The following is a 14,594-nucleotide window of genomic DNA, read 5'->3' as shown; positions in this document are numbered from 1 at the left end:
CCGTGATCGTCGGGATCGGCGTGGACGTGGTGGATCTCGCGCGCTTCGAGCGGGCGATCTCCCGCACGCCCCGGCTCCGCGAGCGGCTGTTCGCCGAGAGCGAACGCGACCTGCCGACGCCCTCGCTGGCGGGACGGTTCGCGGCGAAGGAGGCGCTGATCAAGGCGCTGGGCGACTCCGCCGGCGCGCGCTGGCACGACATGGTGGTCGAGCGGGACGAGCACGGGAATCCGTCCTTCGTCCTGCACGGCGCGGCGCGCGCGGCGGCGGAGTCGCGCGGGATCGCGCGGGTGCACCTCTCGATGAGCCACGACGCCGGGGTCGCCTGCGCGTTCGTGGTGGCCGAGTCGTGATCGCGCCGCTGGCCTTCCGCGAGGCGCTGATCGATCTGGACGCCGTCGCGGCGAACACGGCGCGGCTCCGGGAGCTGACGTCCGCGCCCCGGCTGATGGCGGTCGTCAAGGCGAACGCCTACGGGCACGGCGCGCTCGCCGTCGCGCAGGCGGCGCTCGCCGGCGGCGCGGACGCGCTCGGCACGGCCGATCTCGACGAGGCGGTCGCGCTCCGCGAGGCCGGGATCCTGGCGCCGGTGCTCTGCTGGCTGCACGACCCCGAGCAGGACTTCGACACCGCCCTCGAGCACGGGATCGAGGTCGCCGTCTCCTCGGTCGGTCAGCTCGACCGGCTCGCGCAGGCCGCCGAGGACCGCGGCGTGCGCGGGGCGGTGCAGCTCAAGGTCGACACCGGACTCAGCCGCAACGGGGCGGCGGAGGCGGAGTGGGTGCCGCTCGCGCAGTCCCTCGTGCAGCACGCGGCGCGCGGCTCGCTGCAGCTCACCGGGCTGTTCTCGCACCTCTCCAACACCTCGCGCGAGGAGGACCTCGCGCAGCTCGCGCTGCTGCGCCGCGCGGAGGAGGTGCTGCGCGCGCACGGCACGCCGGCGCCGCTGGTGCACCTGGCCGCGACGGCCGCGGCGCTCCGCCTGCCGGAGGCGCGGCTCGACCAGGTGCGCACCGGGATCGGCGTGTACGGGCTCTCGCCGTTCGACGACGAGACGTCCCTCGGGCTCGGCCTGGTGCCGGCGATGACCCTGCAGGGGCGGGTGGCCGGAGTGCGGCGAGTGCCCGCGGGGACGGGCGTCAGCTACGACTACGCCTACCGCGCGTCCGGCGAGACGACGCTCGCGCTGGTGCCGTTCGGCTACGCCGACGGGATCCCGCGCGCCGCCTCCGGTGTCGCCGAGGTGTCGATCGGTGGGCGCCGGCACCGCATCGCCGGGCGGGTGGCGATGGACCAGTTCGTCGTCGACGTCGGGGATGCTCCCGTCGTGGTCGGCGACCCGGTGACGCTCTGGGGCGACCCGACCACCGGGGTCCCGTCGGTCGACGAGTGGGCGCGCTGGTGCGGCACCATCAACTACGAGCTCGTCACCCGGGTCGGGCACCGCGTTCCACGGAGGACGGTCGGCGGCTCTGCGGGAGGCGTCCGTGCCTGAGCGGGACTGGTTCGCCGACCGCACCGTCGAGATCGCGGATCCGGAGGCGATGGAGGAGCTCGGCCGCTCCCTCGGCCGGGTGCTGCGCGCCGGCGACCTGCTGGTGCTGACCGGGCCGCTCGGGGCGGGCAAGACGACCTTCACCCGCGGGCTCGGCGAGGGGCTCGGGGTGCGCGGGCCGGTGACCAGCCCGACCTTCGTGATCGCGCGGACGCACCCGCCGCTGCACGGCGGTCCGCCGCTCGTGCACGTGGACGCCTACCGCGTCGGCTCCGCGGTAGAGCTGGACGACCTCGACCTCGACCTCGAGCACTCGGTCGTCGTGGTCGAGTGGGGCGCCGGTCTGCTCGACGGCGTGGCGGACTCGTGGCTCGACGTCGTCCTGGAGCGCCCGACCGGCGGCTCCGACGCGGAGGACGGCGAGGAGCCGATCGAGCCGCGCACGGTGCGCTTCCGCGGCACCGGCTGGCGCTGACCGCTCTGCTGACGGCGGGTCTCGAGACGCCGCTGCGCGGCTGCTCGACCAGCACGGTCCGCCTGCTGACCGGACAGCCGTCGGAGAGGTCCGCCGGCCGTGCTGATCGAGCAGCCCTCGGAGAGGGCGTATCGAGATCCACCGAGCAGCTGCGGAGCGCCGCGGGCTCCTCGGCCGGTGCCCCGTCGCCCGCGGGTACCCTGTCAGGGTGCTGCTCGCGATCGACACCTCCTCCGGAACCTCCGTCGCCGTCGTCGGCGCGGACGGGGCGGTCCGGGCCGAGCGCACTGAGACCGACACCATGCGGCACGCCGAGGTCGTCGGCCGGCTGATCGAGGAGGCCCTCGAGGCGGCCGGCATCGGCCCGGACGCGATCGAGGCCGTCGCCGTCGGCATGGGCCCCGGCCCCTTCACCGGACTCCGGGTCGGCATCGCCGCCGCCCGCGCCTTCGCGTTCGGCCGCGGCGTGCCCACCCTCCCGGTCGTCTCGCACGACGCGGTCGCACTCGGCGTGCTGCGCCACGGCCGTGCGGACGGTTTCCTCGTCGTCACCGACGCGCGCCGCCGCGAGCTCTACTGGAGCGCCTACGCCGGCCTCGACGAGCAGGGCCTGCCCGTCCGCACCGCCGGACCCGGCCTCGACAAGCCGCCCGCGCTGCCCTTCCCCGAGCTTCCCCGCCTCGAGGCGGAGACGGTGTCCGCCGCCGAGCTGGGCGTCGTGGCCGCGCTCACCCGCGCGGCCGGTCGCGCCCCCGCGGCGGACGAGCCGCTCTACCTCCGCTCGCCCGACGTCACGCTCTCCGCCGGTCCCAAGCGGGTCACCGCGTGAGCGCGGAGCTGCGCGACGCCACCGTCCACGACCTCGACGCGATCATGGCGATCGAGGAGTCCGAGTTCACCAGCGACGCCTGGTCCCGCACGATGATGCGCGAGGAGATCCGCAGCCGGCACACCCGCTACCTGGTCGCCAAGGACGCGGGCGAGCTGGTCGGCTACGCCGGGCTGCTCTGCCCGGTCGGCGCGCACGAGGGCGACGTGCAGACCATCGCGGTGCTCGCCTCCGCGCGCCGCACCGGACTCGGCAGGCGCCTCCTGCGCGCCCTCGTCGCCATCGCCGCCGAGCGCGGTGCCCGCGAGGTCTTCCTCGAGGTCCGTGCCGACAACCCGGCCGCCCAGTCGCTCTACCGCTCGGAGGGCTTCGAGGAGATCGGGGTCCGCCCCGCCTACTACCAGCCCGACAACGTCGACGCGCTCGTGATGCGCGCGCCGATCGCCGCCCCTCGACAGGAGTCGCCATGACCGCCGGTCCGCTCGTCCTCGGCATCGAGACCAGCTGCGACGAGACCGGGATCGGCATCGTCCGCGGCACGACGCTCCTCGCCAACACCATCGCCTCGTCGATGGAGGAGCACGCCCGCTACGGCGGCGTCGTGCCCGAGGTCGCCGCCCGCGCGCACCTCGAGGCGCTCGAGCCGACGCTGCGGACGGCGCTCGCCGAGGCCGGCGTCACGCTGCAGGAGCTGGACGCGATCGCGGTCACCAGCGGCCCCGGGCTCTCCGGGGCGCTGATGGTCGGCGTCGGCGCCGCCAAGGCGCTGGCGGTCTCGCTCGGGAAGCCGCTCTACGCGGTCAACCACCTCGTCGGGCACGTCGGCGCCGACGTCCTGCGCGCCGACGGCGGTGAGGGCGGCCCGGTCGAGGTGCCGACCATCGCGCTGCTCGTCTCGGGCGGGCACACCTCGCTCCTGCACGTGCGCGATCTCGTCTCCGACGTCGAGCTGCTCGGCGAGACGATCGACGACGCGGCCGGTGAGGCGTTCGACAAGGTCGCCCGCGTGCTCGGCCTGCCCTACCCCGGCGGCCCGCAGATCGACCGCGTCGCCGCCGACGGCGATCCGCGGGCCATCCGCTTCCCCCGCGGCCTCACCCTCCCGAAGGACAGGGAGAAGCACCGCTACGACTTCTCCTTCTCGGGGCTGAAGACCGCCGTCGCACGCTGGGTGGAGAAGCGCCAGGACGCGGGCGAGGAGGTGCCGGTCGCCGACGTCGCCGCGAGCTTCCGCGAGGCGGTCGCCGATGTGCTGCTCACCAAGGCGATCGCGGCCTGCGTCGACCGGGAGGTGCCCCGGCTGCTGCTGGGCGGGGGAGTGGTCGCCAACGCGCGGGTCCGCGAGCTCGCCGAGGAGCGCTGCGCGGCGGCGGGCATCGCGCTGCGGATCCCCCCGCTCTCGCTCTGCACCGACAACGGCGCGATGATCGCGGCGCTCGGCGCCCAGCTGATCGAGGCGGGGCACGCGCCCTCGAGCCTCTCCTTCGGCGCCGATTCCACGCTGCCCGTCACCGAGATCCAGGTGCGCTAGGCGCTCTACCGCAGTGCCGTCTCGCGTCACAAGCGCCGTCCAGGGTTTTGACAGGCCTCCGGGGACGCTGCCACTCTGAGCGCATCCACTCGTTCCTGATCAAGGGGGATCTTCCATGACCGCTCCGTACACGCCCGCGTCCGACCGCTACAACATCCTGGCGATCATCGGCTTCATCGCCTCGTTCTTCATCGCGATCGTGGGGATCGTCCTGGGCTTCATCGCTCTCTCGCAGATCAAGCGGACCGGAGAGAAGGGCCGCGGACTCGCGATCGCCGCCGTCGTGATCGGCTTCGTCGCGATCATCGTCTACATCGTCCTGTTCGTCACCCTGTTCTCCCTCGCAGGCATCGCGGGCACGACGAACTACTGATCCACTCCGCCCCGCCCTGCACGGCGGGGACGGCGGAGCGCTCGAGGAGGGCGACGTGAACGACGAGTACAACGGCGATCCGGCACCGGGGTCGGTGCCGCCCCCGCCGCCGCGGTACGCGCCGCCCTCCGGAGCACCGTCCCCCGTTTCCGCTCCGGCGCCGGCGGCGGCCGGCGCCGCGTCCGGCTGGACCGGGGAGGCCGTTCCCTCCGGAGCCCCGGGCGGCCCGGAGGCCTTCGACGGCGCCGCGCATCCCGGCGCTCCCGCGCCGCGCCCGCCGCTGAACGGCCTCGCCGTCGCCGCCCTGATCTGCGGCATCCTCGGGCTCGCGCCCGCCGCGATCGTCCTCGGGCACGTCGGCTTCGCGCAGGCGCGCCGCTCCGGGCAGCGCGGCCGCGGACTCGCGATCGCCGGCTTCCTCCTCGGCTACCTCGCGCTCGTGCTGCTGCTGGTCGGCGCTCTCGCCTACTCGGCCTTCGTCGGCGGACTCCGGACGGACGGCTACCTCCCGGCCTGAGCCGGTCGGCGGCCTCGTTCTAGACTTCGAGGCATGAGCGACAGCAGCCGGCCCGGGTCCGACGACCGACAGGGCCCTCCCGTCCCCCCTGCTCCCCCCGTGCCGCCGGCGCCCCCAGCCCCGCCCGTGCAGTCCGGTGGCACTCCGGTGCCCCCGGCCCCGCCCGCGTACTCGGGTGGCACCCCGACGGCACCGGGACAGGGTGCCCAGGACACCCCGCCGCCCGCGTACGGGACGCCGCTCCCGCCGGCCCCGAGCGCCGCGCCGTCGCAGTACGCCTACGTCCCGGCGCCCACGACGGTGCCCAAGACCCTGAGCCTCACCGGCATGATCCTCGGCATCGTCGGCCTGGTCATCTCGATCTTCGGCTGGGGCTTCGGCTTCATCCTGTCCGCGCCCGCGATCGTGCTCGGCTTCCTCGGCCGCCGTCGCGAGCCGGGAGCACGCGGCTTCGCGCTGACCGCGATCATCACCGGCATCGCCGGCGTCGTGGTCTCGCTGATCTACCTCGCCGTCACGATCGTGATCTTCGTGGTCGCCCTCGACGCGGCGACCTCCTCCTCCGGCTACTAGGCGCCGGCCCCCGGTCTCACACGACGCGCTCGGCGAGCAGGGCGCGGTGGCGCCCCTGGATCCTGGTGAGGATCAGGACGGCGCTGCCCCGCCCGGCCAGGCCGAGCTTCCTGCGGAAGCACGCGGGGTCGACGTCGACGCCGCGCTTCTTGATCTCCAGGACGCCGATGCCGCGGGCGCGCAGCTCGCGCGCGAGGGTGCGCTCGTCCAGGGGCAGCTCCGCGAGCACGCGGAAGCTGCGCAGGAACGGCGACGCGGACGGCTCGTCGCCCGTGAGGTAGGCGATGCCGGGCGAGAGCATCCGCGAGCCGCTGGTGCGGGCCAGCTCGCCGAGCAGGCGCGCGCGGATGGCCGACCCGTCCGGCTCGTGCACGAACGCGCCGAGGTCGCCCACCTCCTCGTCGTCGCTGTCGGCCGGTGCGGCGAGCTCCACGGCGCCGGACGCCGAGAGCAGGAGCGCGGACCGGCGGACACCCGGCCGCGCCAGCGGACCGAACCACAGCCCCGTCTCGACGAGCTCGCCGTCGACCGACACCCACTGCGCCTCCGCGTCCGCGGGGATCCGCTCGCGGTCGAAGCCCGGCCCGAGCTTCACGCCCACGGGCCGCGCCTCGGCGAGGCCGAAGGCGAAGTCGAGCGAGGGGGAGTAGTCGTCGGGATCGTCGAGGCGCCGGGTCTCGCGGTGGCCGGCGGTGCGGCGGGCCGGATCGAGGTAGACGGCGTCGAAGCCGTCCAGGTCGAACGCCTCGGCGTCGCCGTGCACGGCCTGCGCGGAGGGGAACGGGGCGAGGTTGAAGCTGGCCAGGGTCGCGGTGATCTCGTCCGCGTCCACCGCGGTCACCTCGAGGTCGATGGCGGCCATCGCGAGGGCGTCGCCGCCGATGCCGCTGCCGAGGTCGGCGATGCGGGTGAGCCGGGCGGAGGAGAAGCGGCCGGCGTGCAGCGCGGCGACCCGGAGGCGGGTCGCCTGCTCGAGCCCGGCGTCCGTGAAGAGCATCGACCGGGCGAACTCGCCGAACTTCCCGGTCGCCTTCGCCCGCAGCCGCGCCTGGGTCAGCACGGCCGACACCAGGCCGGGGGAGTGGCCGGCGGAGCGGAGCGCCGCGACGGCGCGCACCAGGTCGTCCGCGCGGTAGCCGTCGAGCGAGTCGAGGAGCCGGAGGCCCTCGGGGGAGAGGAGCTCGACCAGCTCGGCGCGTTGCATCCGGCCATGCTAGGCCACGCCCTCCGCACGACGCGGCGCGCCTGCCTGGCACTCTGATTGCACGAGTGCCAGCGGAGCCTCTACAGTGGAGCTAGCACTCTCGGAGCGTGTCTGCCAACGGCGGCGCTCCGCCCCCGTCGTCGTCAAGAAAGAGGTCAACCGTGTCGGTGTCCATCAAGCCGCTCGAAGATCGCATCGTCATCAAGCAGGTCGAGGCCGAGCAGGTCACTGCTTCCGGTCTCGTCATCCCCGACACCGCCAAGGAGAAGCCCCAGGAGGGCGAAGTCGTCGCCGTCGGCCCCGGCCGCATCGACGACAACGGCAACCGCGTCCCGCTCGACGTGGCCGTCGGTGACAAGGTCATCTACTCCAAGTACGGCGGAACCGAGGTCAAGTTCGGTGGGGACGACCTGCTGGTCCTCTCCGCCCGCGACGTCCTCGCGGTCGTGGTCCGCTAGAGACGGATCCCCGAAGGGCCCGGCGACGACAGTCGCCGGGCCCTTCGTCTTTCAGCGCAGTGGGCCCGGCGACGCGAGTCGCCGGGCCCACCGTCGTGCGCCCGGTCCTCTTCGCGACCGGTGGCCTGATCCTGACGTCCGGTGACTGTTCCGGGCGGTCCGCGGGCGTCGGCCCTGCGTAGCATCGGACGGGTGCCCGCCTCCCGCCTCCCCGCCGATCCCGCCTCGCCGACGACGGGCGACGCCGCGGCCGGCGAGGGCGTCGAGGCCCTGCCCGTGAAGGGCGCCGGCGGCGCGCTGTCGTCGACCGGCCTCTGGTTCGGCTTCGCCGCCTACCTGCTCTGGGGCGCGATGCCGCTCTACTTCATCGCGATGGCCCCCGCCTCGCCGTTCGAGATCGTCGCGCTGCGCGTGCTCTTCTCGCTGGTCTTCTGCCTGCTCCTGCTGACGGTGACGCGCAGCTGGCGCGGCTTCGCGGCGCTCTTCCGCGAGCCGCGGCTGCTCGGCGTGATGGCGATCGCCGGCGTGCTGATCTACATCAACTGGCAGGTCTACGTCATCGCGACGACCACCGGCCACGTGATCGAGGCGGCGCTCGGCTACTTCATGAACCCGCTCGTCACGGTGCTGCTCGGCGTGATCGTGCTGCGCGAGCGGCTGCGGCGGGCGCAGTGGATCGCGATGGCGATCAGCGCCGTCGCCGTCCTTGTGATCGCCGTCGGCTACGGCTCCTTCCCCTGGGTCTCGCTGGCGCTCGCCTTCTCCTTCGGCCTCTACGGCCTGGTGAAGAGCCGGGTCGGCGGCCGGATGGACGCGGTCGGCGGTCTCACGCTCGAGACGCTCTGGCTCACGCCGCTCGCGATCGTGCAGCTGCTGGTCGTCGGCTCGACCGTCGGCCTGACGCTGGCGACGGAGGGCACCGGGCACGCGCTCATCCTCGCCTCGGCCGGCATCGTCACCGCCGTGCCGCTGCTGCTCTTCGCGGGCGCCGCCCGGCGGCTGCCGCTCTCGATCGTCGGCTTCATCCAGTACCTGACACCGGTGCTGCAGTTCGTCGTCGGCGCCTTCCTCCTGCACGAGGAGATGCCGCCGGAGCGCTGGATCGGCTTCGCGCTCGTCTGGGCGGCCCTGGCGATCTTCTCAGTCGACCTCGTCTCGGCCGAGCGCCGGAGGCGACGCGTGACGGCCGGACCTGCGGATCGCGTCGCGGGAGAGCGCTCCGACGACGAAAAGTAACGATCAGGTCGCGAAACGCATCTGAAACACCCCCGTATTGTTCACGGCTTCTCCGAAGGTTAGGTTGGCCGAGCGGTTGCCTCCGGCACCGCTCCCACGACAGAACCTCTCAAGGAGAAACATGCGCGTTCACGCGAAGGCCGGGACGGCCCGTACGCGATCCCTCCGGGCGACCCTGAGCGGGGTCGCCTTCCTGGGCGCCAGCGCTCTCGTCCTCGCCGGTTGCGCCAGCGGCGGCGGCGGAGACGCGGGCACCGACGGCGGCGAGTCCGGCGACCTGTCCCTGAAGATCGGCACGATCCTCCCGCAGACCGGCACCCTGGCCGTCCTCGGCCCGCCCGAGATCGCGGGCGTCGACCTCGCCGTCAAGGACATCAACGACGCCGCTGCCGGCCTCACCATCGATGTCGAGCAGAAGGACTCCGGCGACACCACGACGGACATCGCGACGCAGTCCGCGACCTCGCTGATCGCCGACGGCGCGAGCGTCATCATCGGTGCGGCCTCCTCGGGCGTCTCGAAGACGTTCATCGACCAGGTGACCCAGGCGGGCGTCGTCCAGATCTCGCCGGCCAACACCTCGCCGGACTTCACCACCTACGACGACGACGGCTACTACTGGCGCACCGCCCCCTCGGACGTGCTCCAGGGCCGCATCCTCGGCAACAAGATCCTCGGCGACGGCAAGACCAACGTCTCGATCCTGTACCTGAACGACGCGTACGGCACCGGCCTCGAGTCGAACATCAAGGAGACCCTCGAGGCGGGCGGCGCGACCGTCGCGGCCGAGGAGATCTTCGAGCCGGCCTCGACCGACTTCAACTCGGCGCTGACCTCGCTGCTCGCCCCGAACCCGGACGCGCTCGTCGTCATCTCGTTCGACGAGATCACCACGATCGCCGAGCAGCTCGCGGCCAAGGGCTTCGACTTCGCGAACCTCTACGGCACGGACGGCAACTACGGCGTCATCACCGATGCGGACACCAACGTCGACATCGACGGCGCCCAGTTCACCAACCCCGGTGTGCAGGCGTCCGACGAGTTCCAGTCGAACCTCCAGGCTCTCGTCGAGGAGCAGGGGAACGACGCGCTGACGGTGTTCAGCTACGCCCCCGAGTCGTACGACGCCACGGTGCTCGCCGCGCTCGCCGCGCTCAAGGGTGGCGCGACCGACGGAGCGACGATCCGCGACAACCTGCAGGACGTCTCGACCGAGGGCACGAAGTGCACCACGTTCGCCGACTGCGCCGCGCTGCTCGCCGACGGTGAGGACATCGACTACGACGGCCTCTCCGGCCCGATCTCGTGGGACGAGAACGGCGACCCGACCGAGGCGTCCGTCTCGATCTACAAGTACGGCCCCGGCAACGTCACCTCGTTCGAGGAGACCGTCGACGGCTCGCTGAACTAGCACCCCGCCTGCGGCTCCGGCCGCGACGCGCGAAGGGGCCCGGTCATCCGATCGGGCCCCTTCGTCGTCCCCGGGAGTCGTTGCTCGGCTGCTGACCGGCAGGGACGCGGCGCTCGGTGCTGGGGGACCGGTGGGCGGGTCTCGATACGCCGCTGCGCGGCTGCTCGACCGGCATGGTCTCGCTGCGCGGCTGCTCGACCAGCATGGCCGAAGTGGCGTCGGTCGCCGGCGGGCTGGCCGCACAACGCGTCGAGCGCGCGCCCCCGGGGGGACGCGCGCTCGGCGGCGGGGCGGTGCGGCCTCAGGAGGCGCGGAGGAGCTCCGCCTCCTGAGCCAGGCGGTAGGTCACGAACGAGCGGCTGTAGTTGCGGCGCTTGCCGCCGGTGGTCTCGGCGATGACGACCTGAGCGTAGACGCCGACGACGGACCAGCGCTCGTAGTCGCCGATCGCACCGGTGCCGAAGGTCGCGCCGAGGGCGACGGGTGCGGGGGTGTAGCTCTTCATGGGTCGGCTCCTTCGAAGACGGGGACCGCGGCGCCGGGAGGGGACGCGGAAGGGGAAGGAATCGGTGCCGGGGAGAGCGGGAATCCGGCCCTGATCAGGGGGAGAGGAGTCCGGTCGAGGTGTCGGCGCCGATGTTTCTTGTCCCCAAAATTACGGCACGGCGGCCGCTGTCCTGGCCCTCGGGCGGGGGGTGCCAGCGCAGAGAGAGACTCGATGTCCGTGGTGCGCCGGCGCTCACTGCCAGCGGCAGGAGTCCTCGGCGATGAAGCGGTAGAGCGCCCCGCGCACGGCGTCGGAGACACCGACGGCGACGACGCCCGAGGTGCCGTCGTCGAGCGTGACGGCGACCGGGAAGAACGTGCCGCGCTTGTCCTCGGAGACGGTGTGCGTGTTGCAGTTGTTCGGCACGATCGCGAGGTCGACGCGGGTCGTGGCGGCGCCGGCGTCCATCGGCACCCCGACGGGCCAGCTGTCCTGTCCCGAGGCGGGTCGGAGCAGGATCGTGCGTCCGACCGAGTCGATCGAGACGCCCCCATCGGCCCCCGTCGGCGTCAGGGTGAGCGGCAGGTGCGCGACGGGCTGTCCGCCCTCCTGCGCCACCGTGACGGCGTCTCCGGGCACGATCGACACCACCTCCGCCACGCGCTGTGCGAGGCAGTCCTCGCCGTGGATGCGCGGCAGGCTGCCGAGCGGATCGTCCGGCGCGACCACGGCCGTCCCCGAGACCCCGCCCTGCGTGAAGGCGAGCCTCACACGGGCGTCCGCGCCGGGGTCCGCGCAGTCCGGGGGAGCGAGCTGCAGCCGGAGCGCGGTCGTCGTCCCCGGGCGCACCGTGGTCGGGCCGTCGGTGGCGGCCGGGTCGGTGAAGGCGGGGGAGTCGAGCCGCGCCTCCCAGACGTCCAGGGGCTCGTCGGCGGTGTTGGTCACCAGGACCTCGAGCCGGCGGGGACCGTAGTCGTCGCGGTTCTGCTGCACGCCGACGGAGACGCCCGCCGGCAGGTCCGAGACCGGCCCGGGTGCGCAGCCGGAGAGGAGCCCTGCCGCGAGCGCGACGACGACCAGAGCGGCGCTGCGGCGCATCCGGTCCTCCTCCTCGACGACGACGGGCCCGCCCCCGCCTCTCGGCGGGTGACGGGCCCGGGGGTGCGGCGGACTCAGCCGCCGACGGTGGGCGTGCTCGTGGTGACCTCGTTGGTCGTCGCGAGCGTGCCGAGGTAGAGCTCGATCACCTTCGGATCGTTCATCAGCTCGCGGCCGGGACCCTCGTAGGCGTCGCGGCCCTGGTCGAGCACGTAGCCGCGGTCGCAGATCTGCAGCGCGCGGCGGGCGTTCTGCTCGACGATCATGATCGAGACGCCGGCGCGGTTGATCCGCTGGACGTTGACGAAGGTCTCGTCCTGGCGCATCGGCGAGAGACCGGCGCTCGGCTCGTCGAGCAGCAGCATCGACGGGTCCATCATCAGGGCCCGCGACATCGCGACCATCTGGCGCTCGCCGCCCGAGAGCGAGCCGGAGCGCTGCTTGAGGCGCTTGGTCAGCTCGGGGAAGAGCTCCGTCACGAACTCGAGGCGGTCCTTGAACATCTTCGGCTTCTGGTACATGCCCATCTCGAGGTTCTCCTCGATGGTGAGCGACGGGAAGACGTTGTTGTTCTGCGGCACGAAGCCGACGCCCTTGGAGACCAGCTTGTCGGCCTTGAAGCCGGTGATGTCCTCGCCGTTGAGCAGGACCGTGCCCTGGCGGATGTTCACCAGCCCGAACATCGCCTTGAGCAGCGTCGACTTGCCGGCTCCGTTGGGGCCGATGATGCCGACGAGCTCGCCCTTCTTCACGTAGACGTTCGACCCGTTCAGGATGTTGACTCCCGGCACGTACCCCGCGTGGAGGTCGTGCGTCTCGAGCGTGTTCTGGGTCACTTCTCGTCCTTTCCGAAGTCGACGGCGGGCGCGTCGGTGGTCGGCGCGATGCTCGTCGGTGCGCCGTCCGCGGGGACGGCCGTCGCGGGGGCGGCGTCCACGGCGTGCGCGACGGCGGGGGACGGCGCAGCGGTGGCCGCGTCGTCGCGGTGCGGGTGCACGTCGACGCCGGCCGCCTCGGCCCGCTTCTCGACGTCCTCGCGGACGAGGTCCGAGTCCATCTCCTCCGCCACCTCGAGCTGGCCCTCGATCGTGCCGAGGTCGGTGTCGTGGTGCGCGCCGAGATAGGCGTCGATGACCGCGGGGTCGTTCATCACCGTCGACGGCGGTCCCTCGGCGACGACCTTGCCCTCGGCCATCACGATCACCCAGTCGGCGATCGTGTTGACCATGTGCATGTCGTGCTCGACGAAGAGCACGGTCATGCCCTCGTCCTTGAGGTTCACGATGTGGCCCAGCAGCGACTGTGTCAGCGCCGGGTTCACGCCGGCCATCGGCTCGTCGAGCATGACCAGCTCGGGTTCCGACATCAGGGCGCGCGCCATCTCCAGCAGCTTCTTCTGGCCGCCCGAGAGGCTGGACGCGTAGTCGTCCTTCTTGGTGTCGAGCTTGAACTTCTCCAGCAGCCGGATGGCGCGGTTCTCGATCGACTCCTCCTCCTTCGACCACAGCGGCCGGATGAGCGAGGTGAGGATGTTCTCGCCCTTCTGCCCCTTGGCGCCGAGGAGCATGTTCTCGAGCACCGTCATGCCGCCGAGGGCCTTGGTGAGCTGGAAGGTGCGCACCATGCCCATCCGGGACACCTTGTAGGCGGGGACGTTCGCGAGGTTCTTGCCCTTGAAGTTCCAGCGCCCGGTGTTGGGCTTGTCGAAGCCCGTCAGCAGGTTGAAGAACGTGGTCTTGCCGGCGCCGTTCGGGCCGATCAGCGCGGTGATCGAGCCGCGCGGGATCTCGACGTGGGCGACGTCGACCGCGGTGAGGCCGCCGAAGCGGCGGCTGACGCCGTCGGCGACGAGGATGGGGTCCTTCTTGACGACCCCGGGGACGATTTCCTGCTCGGTGATGTCCGAGACCGGCGTTTTAGGCAAAGTGCAGATCCTTCTTCTTGCCGAAGATTCCCTGGGGTCTGAAGATCACCAGGAGCATGAGGGCCACACCCACCACGATGAACCGGATCGGTCCGGTCTGCACGGTGGTGAGCTTGATGAGGTCGTTGTTGAGGACCCCGGTGTCGATCCCGAGCGTGAGCAGTCCGTCGGTCAGACCGAGGACGACCCAGAAGATGATCGAGCCGACGACCGGCCCGAAGACCGTCGCGGCACCGCCCAGCAGCATGATCGTGTAGAGGAAGAACGTCAGCTGGGTGCCGTAGTTGTCGGGCTGCAGGGAGCGCGGCAGGATGAACAGCGCTCCGGCCAGGCCGCCCAGCACGCCGCCGAGGATCAGCGCCTGGATCTTGTAGGAGAAGACGTTCTTGCCGAGCGAGCGCACGGCGTCCTCGTCCTCGCGGATGCCCTTGATGACGCGACCCCAGGGGCTGCGCATCAGGAGGAAGACCAGCAGGCAGGCCAGGAGCACGAGGCCCCAGCCGACGATGCGGACCCACCACTGGTCCTGGTTGTAGGTGAGGATCCCGATCCCGAAGCGCCCCTCCGGCAGCGGGTTGAGGTCGTTGAACGCCTTCGCCGCGCCGTTGATGCCCTCCGAGCCGCCGGTCACCGCCGAGAACTCGGGTGTCTTGACCGAGAGCCGGACGATCTCGGCCGCCGCGATCGTGACGATCGAGAGGTAGTCCGCCCGCAGTCTCAGCGTCGGGATGCCGAGGATGAGGGCGAAGAGGGTCGCCGCGACGATCGTCGCGAGCAGGGAGCCCCAGACGGGCCATTCGAACTTGACCGAGGTGATGGCGAAGGCGTAGCCGCCCACCGCCATGAAGCCGGCCTGGCCGAAGTTGAGGAGGCCGGTGAATCCGAAGTGGATGACCAGGCCGATGGTCGCGAGCGCGTAGGCGGCGACGGTGGGATCGACGATCTGCCCGATCGCCAGCCAGATGAAGTTGAGGTTCATGGTG

At 72.2% G+C, this 14,594-nt stretch carries 18 protein-coding genes; 12 read left to right on the top strand and 6 right to left on the bottom strand.

Annotated features, from left to right (window positions below):
* Positions 1–2: 2 nt before the first annotated feature.
* The 9 genes from MT353_RS03510 to MT353_RS03470 all read left to right on the top strand — a co-directional run bounded on the left by MT353_RS03510 (position 3) and on the right by MT353_RS03470 (position 5,793).
* Positions 3–353 (top strand): holo-ACP synthase, encoded by a 351-nt coding sequence (locus MT353_RS03510; RefSeq protein WP_243600564.1) that lies wholly within the window; start codon positions 3–5, stop codon positions 351–353.
* The gene (gene alr, locus MT353_RS03505; RefSeq protein ID WP_243600565.1) at positions 350–1,495 is read left to right on the top strand and encodes an alanine racemase; all 1,146 of its coding nucleotides are present in this window, start codon (positions 350–352) and stop codon (positions 1,493–1,495) included. The genes MT353_RS03510 and alr overlap by 4 nt, the downstream gene beginning before the upstream one ends.
* A 49-nt stretch (positions 1,496–1,544) precedes the next feature.
* Positions 1,545–1,970, top strand: coding sequence for a tRNA (adenosine(37)-N6)-threonylcarbamoyltransferase complex ATPase subunit type 1 TsaE (tsaE, locus tag MT353_RS03500; RefSeq protein ID WP_243600611.1), 426 nt, complete (start codon positions 1,545–1,547; stop codon positions 1,968–1,970).
* A 208-nt stretch (positions 1,971–2,178) separates the two neighbouring features.
* Complete coding sequence (gene tsaB, locus MT353_RS03495; protein WP_243623615.1) at positions 2,179–2,799, top strand: tRNA (adenosine(37)-N6)-threonylcarbamoyltransferase complex dimerization subunit type 1 TsaB; 621 nt, start codon at positions 2,179–2,181, stop codon at positions 2,797–2,799.
* Positions 2,796–3,269, top strand: coding sequence for a ribosomal protein S18-alanine N-acetyltransferase (rimI, locus tag MT353_RS03490; protein WP_243623614.1), 474 nt, complete (start codon positions 2,796–2,798; stop codon positions 3,267–3,269). Before tsaB ends, rimI begins: the two co-directional genes overlap by 4 nt.
* Positions 3,266–4,330 (top strand): tRNA (adenosine(37)-N6)-threonylcarbamoyltransferase complex transferase subunit TsaD, encoded by a 1,065-nt coding sequence (gene tsaD / locus MT353_RS03485; protein WP_123735044.1) that lies wholly within the window; start codon positions 3,266–3,268, stop codon positions 4,328–4,330. Before rimI ends, tsaD begins: the two co-directional genes overlap by 4 nt.
* 115 nt (positions 4,331–4,445) lie before the next feature.
* Complete coding sequence (locus MT353_RS03480; RefSeq protein ID WP_123735045.1) at positions 4,446–4,703, top strand: DUF4190 domain-containing protein; 258 nt, start codon at positions 4,446–4,448, stop codon at positions 4,701–4,703.
* A 55-nt stretch (positions 4,704–4,758) separates the two neighbouring features.
* Positions 4,759–5,220, top strand: a complete 462-nt coding sequence (locus tag MT353_RS21860) for a DUF4190 domain-containing protein (RefSeq protein ID WP_243623613.1) — start codon at positions 4,759–4,761, stop codon at positions 5,218–5,220.
* Between the two features lie 33 nt (positions 5,221–5,253).
* Positions 5,254–5,793, top strand: a complete 540-nt coding sequence (locus MT353_RS03470; protein WP_243623612.1) for a DUF4190 domain-containing protein — start codon at positions 5,254–5,256, stop codon at positions 5,791–5,793.
* A 16-nt stretch (positions 5,794–5,809) separates the two neighbouring features.
* On the opposite strand, the gene MT353_RS03465 is transcribed toward MT353_RS03470, so the two are convergent.
* Complete coding sequence (locus MT353_RS03465) at positions 5,810–6,997, bottom strand: class I SAM-dependent methyltransferase (protein ID WP_243623611.1); 1,188 nt, start codon at positions 6,995–6,997, stop codon at positions 5,810–5,812.
* 161 nt (positions 6,998–7,158) lie between these two features.
* Here MT353_RS03465 and groES point away from each other — a divergent pair, with 161 nt between their 5' ends.
* The 3 genes from groES to MT353_RS03450 all read left to right on the top strand — a co-directional run bounded on the left by groES (position 7,159) and on the right by MT353_RS03450 (position 10,102).
* Positions 7,159–7,455, top strand: coding sequence for a co-chaperone GroES (groES, locus tag MT353_RS03460; RefSeq protein WP_068251574.1), 297 nt, complete (start codon positions 7,159–7,161; stop codon positions 7,453–7,455).
* A 270-nt stretch (positions 7,456–7,725) separates the two neighbouring features.
* Entirely contained in the window at positions 7,726–8,691 is a 966-nt protein-coding gene (gene rarD, locus MT353_RS03455; protein ID WP_243623775.1) for an EamA family transporter RarD, read from the top strand.
* A 121-nt stretch (positions 8,692–8,812) separates the two neighbouring features.
* Complete coding sequence (locus tag MT353_RS03450; protein WP_243586270.1) at positions 8,813–10,102, top strand: ABC transporter substrate-binding protein; 1,290 nt, start codon at positions 8,813–8,815, stop codon at positions 10,100–10,102.
* A 301-nt stretch (positions 10,103–10,403) separates the two neighbouring features.
* Here MT353_RS03450 and MT353_RS03445 read toward each other — a convergent pair whose 3' ends face one another.
* The 5 genes from MT353_RS03445 to MT353_RS03425 form a co-directional block, all read right to left on the bottom strand.
* Positions 10,404–10,607, bottom strand: a complete 204-nt coding sequence (locus MT353_RS03445; protein WP_123445088.1) for a hypothetical protein — start codon at positions 10,605–10,607, stop codon at positions 10,404–10,406.
* A gap of 234 nt (positions 10,608–10,841) precedes the next feature.
* Positions 10,842–11,687, bottom strand: a complete 846-nt coding sequence (locus tag MT353_RS03440; RefSeq protein ID WP_243623610.1) for a hypothetical protein — start codon at positions 11,685–11,687, stop codon at positions 10,842–10,844.
* A gap of 74 nt (positions 11,688–11,761) precedes the next feature.
* Positions 11,762–12,523, bottom strand: a complete 762-nt coding sequence (locus MT353_RS03435) for an ABC transporter ATP-binding protein (protein ID WP_123445090.1) — start codon at positions 12,521–12,523, stop codon at positions 11,762–11,764.
* Positions 12,520–13,620: an ATP-binding cassette domain-containing protein gene (locus tag MT353_RS03430; RefSeq protein WP_374204668.1), complete on the bottom strand. Its 1,101-nt coding sequence runs from the start codon at positions 13,618–13,620 to the stop codon at positions 12,520–12,522. The genes MT353_RS03435 and MT353_RS03430 overlap by 4 nt, the downstream gene beginning before the upstream one ends.
* Entirely contained in the window at positions 13,604–14,590 is a 987-nt protein-coding gene (locus MT353_RS03425) for a branched-chain amino acid ABC transporter permease (protein WP_123445092.1), read from the bottom strand. The genes MT353_RS03430 and MT353_RS03425 overlap by 17 nt, the downstream gene beginning before the upstream one ends.
* Positions 14,591–14,594: the final 4 nt, after the last annotated feature.

Source organism: Rathayibacter sp. VKM Ac-2927 (genome assembly GCF_022815525.1).
GTDB classification, from domain to species: domain Bacteria; phylum Actinomycetota; class Actinomycetes; order Actinomycetales; family Microbacteriaceae; genus Rathayibacter; species Rathayibacter festucae.
This window is presented reverse-complemented; position numbering and strand designations above follow the sequence as displayed.

Coding starts and splice junctions, on each gene's coding strand:
- tsaE (WP_243600611.1), top strand. CDS start 1,545: ATGGAGGAGCTCGGCCGCTCCCTCGGCCGGGTGCTGCGCGCCGGCGAC.
- tsaD (WP_123735044.1), top strand. CDS start 3,266: ATGACCGCCGGTCCGCTCGTCCTCGGCATCGAGACCAGCTGCGACGAG.
- MT353_RS03480 (WP_123735045.1), top strand. CDS start 4,446: ATGACCGCTCCGTACACGCCCGCGTCCGACCGCTACAACATCCTGGCG.
- MT353_RS03470 (WP_243623612.1), top strand. CDS start 5,254: ATGAGCGACAGCAGCCGGCCCGGGTCCGACGACCGACAGGGCCCTCCC.
- MT353_RS03465 (WP_243623611.1), bottom strand. CDS start 6,997: ATGCAACGCGCCGAGCTGGTCGAGCTCCTCTCCCCCGAGGGCCTCCGG.
- MT353_RS03450 (WP_243586270.1), top strand. CDS start 8,813: ATGCGCGTTCACGCGAAGGCCGGGACGGCCCGTACGCGATCCCTCCGG.
- MT353_RS03445 (WP_123445088.1), bottom strand. CDS start 10,607: ATGAAGAGCTACACCCCCGCACCCGTCGCCCTCGGCGCGACCTTCGGC.
- MT353_RS03440 (WP_243623610.1), bottom strand. CDS start 11,687: ATGCGCCGCAGCGCCGCTCTGGTCGTCGTCGCGCTCGCGGCAGGGCTC.
- MT353_RS03425 (WP_123445092.1), bottom strand. CDS start 14,590: ATGAACCTCAACTTCATCTGGCTGGCGATCGGGCAGATCGTCGATCCC.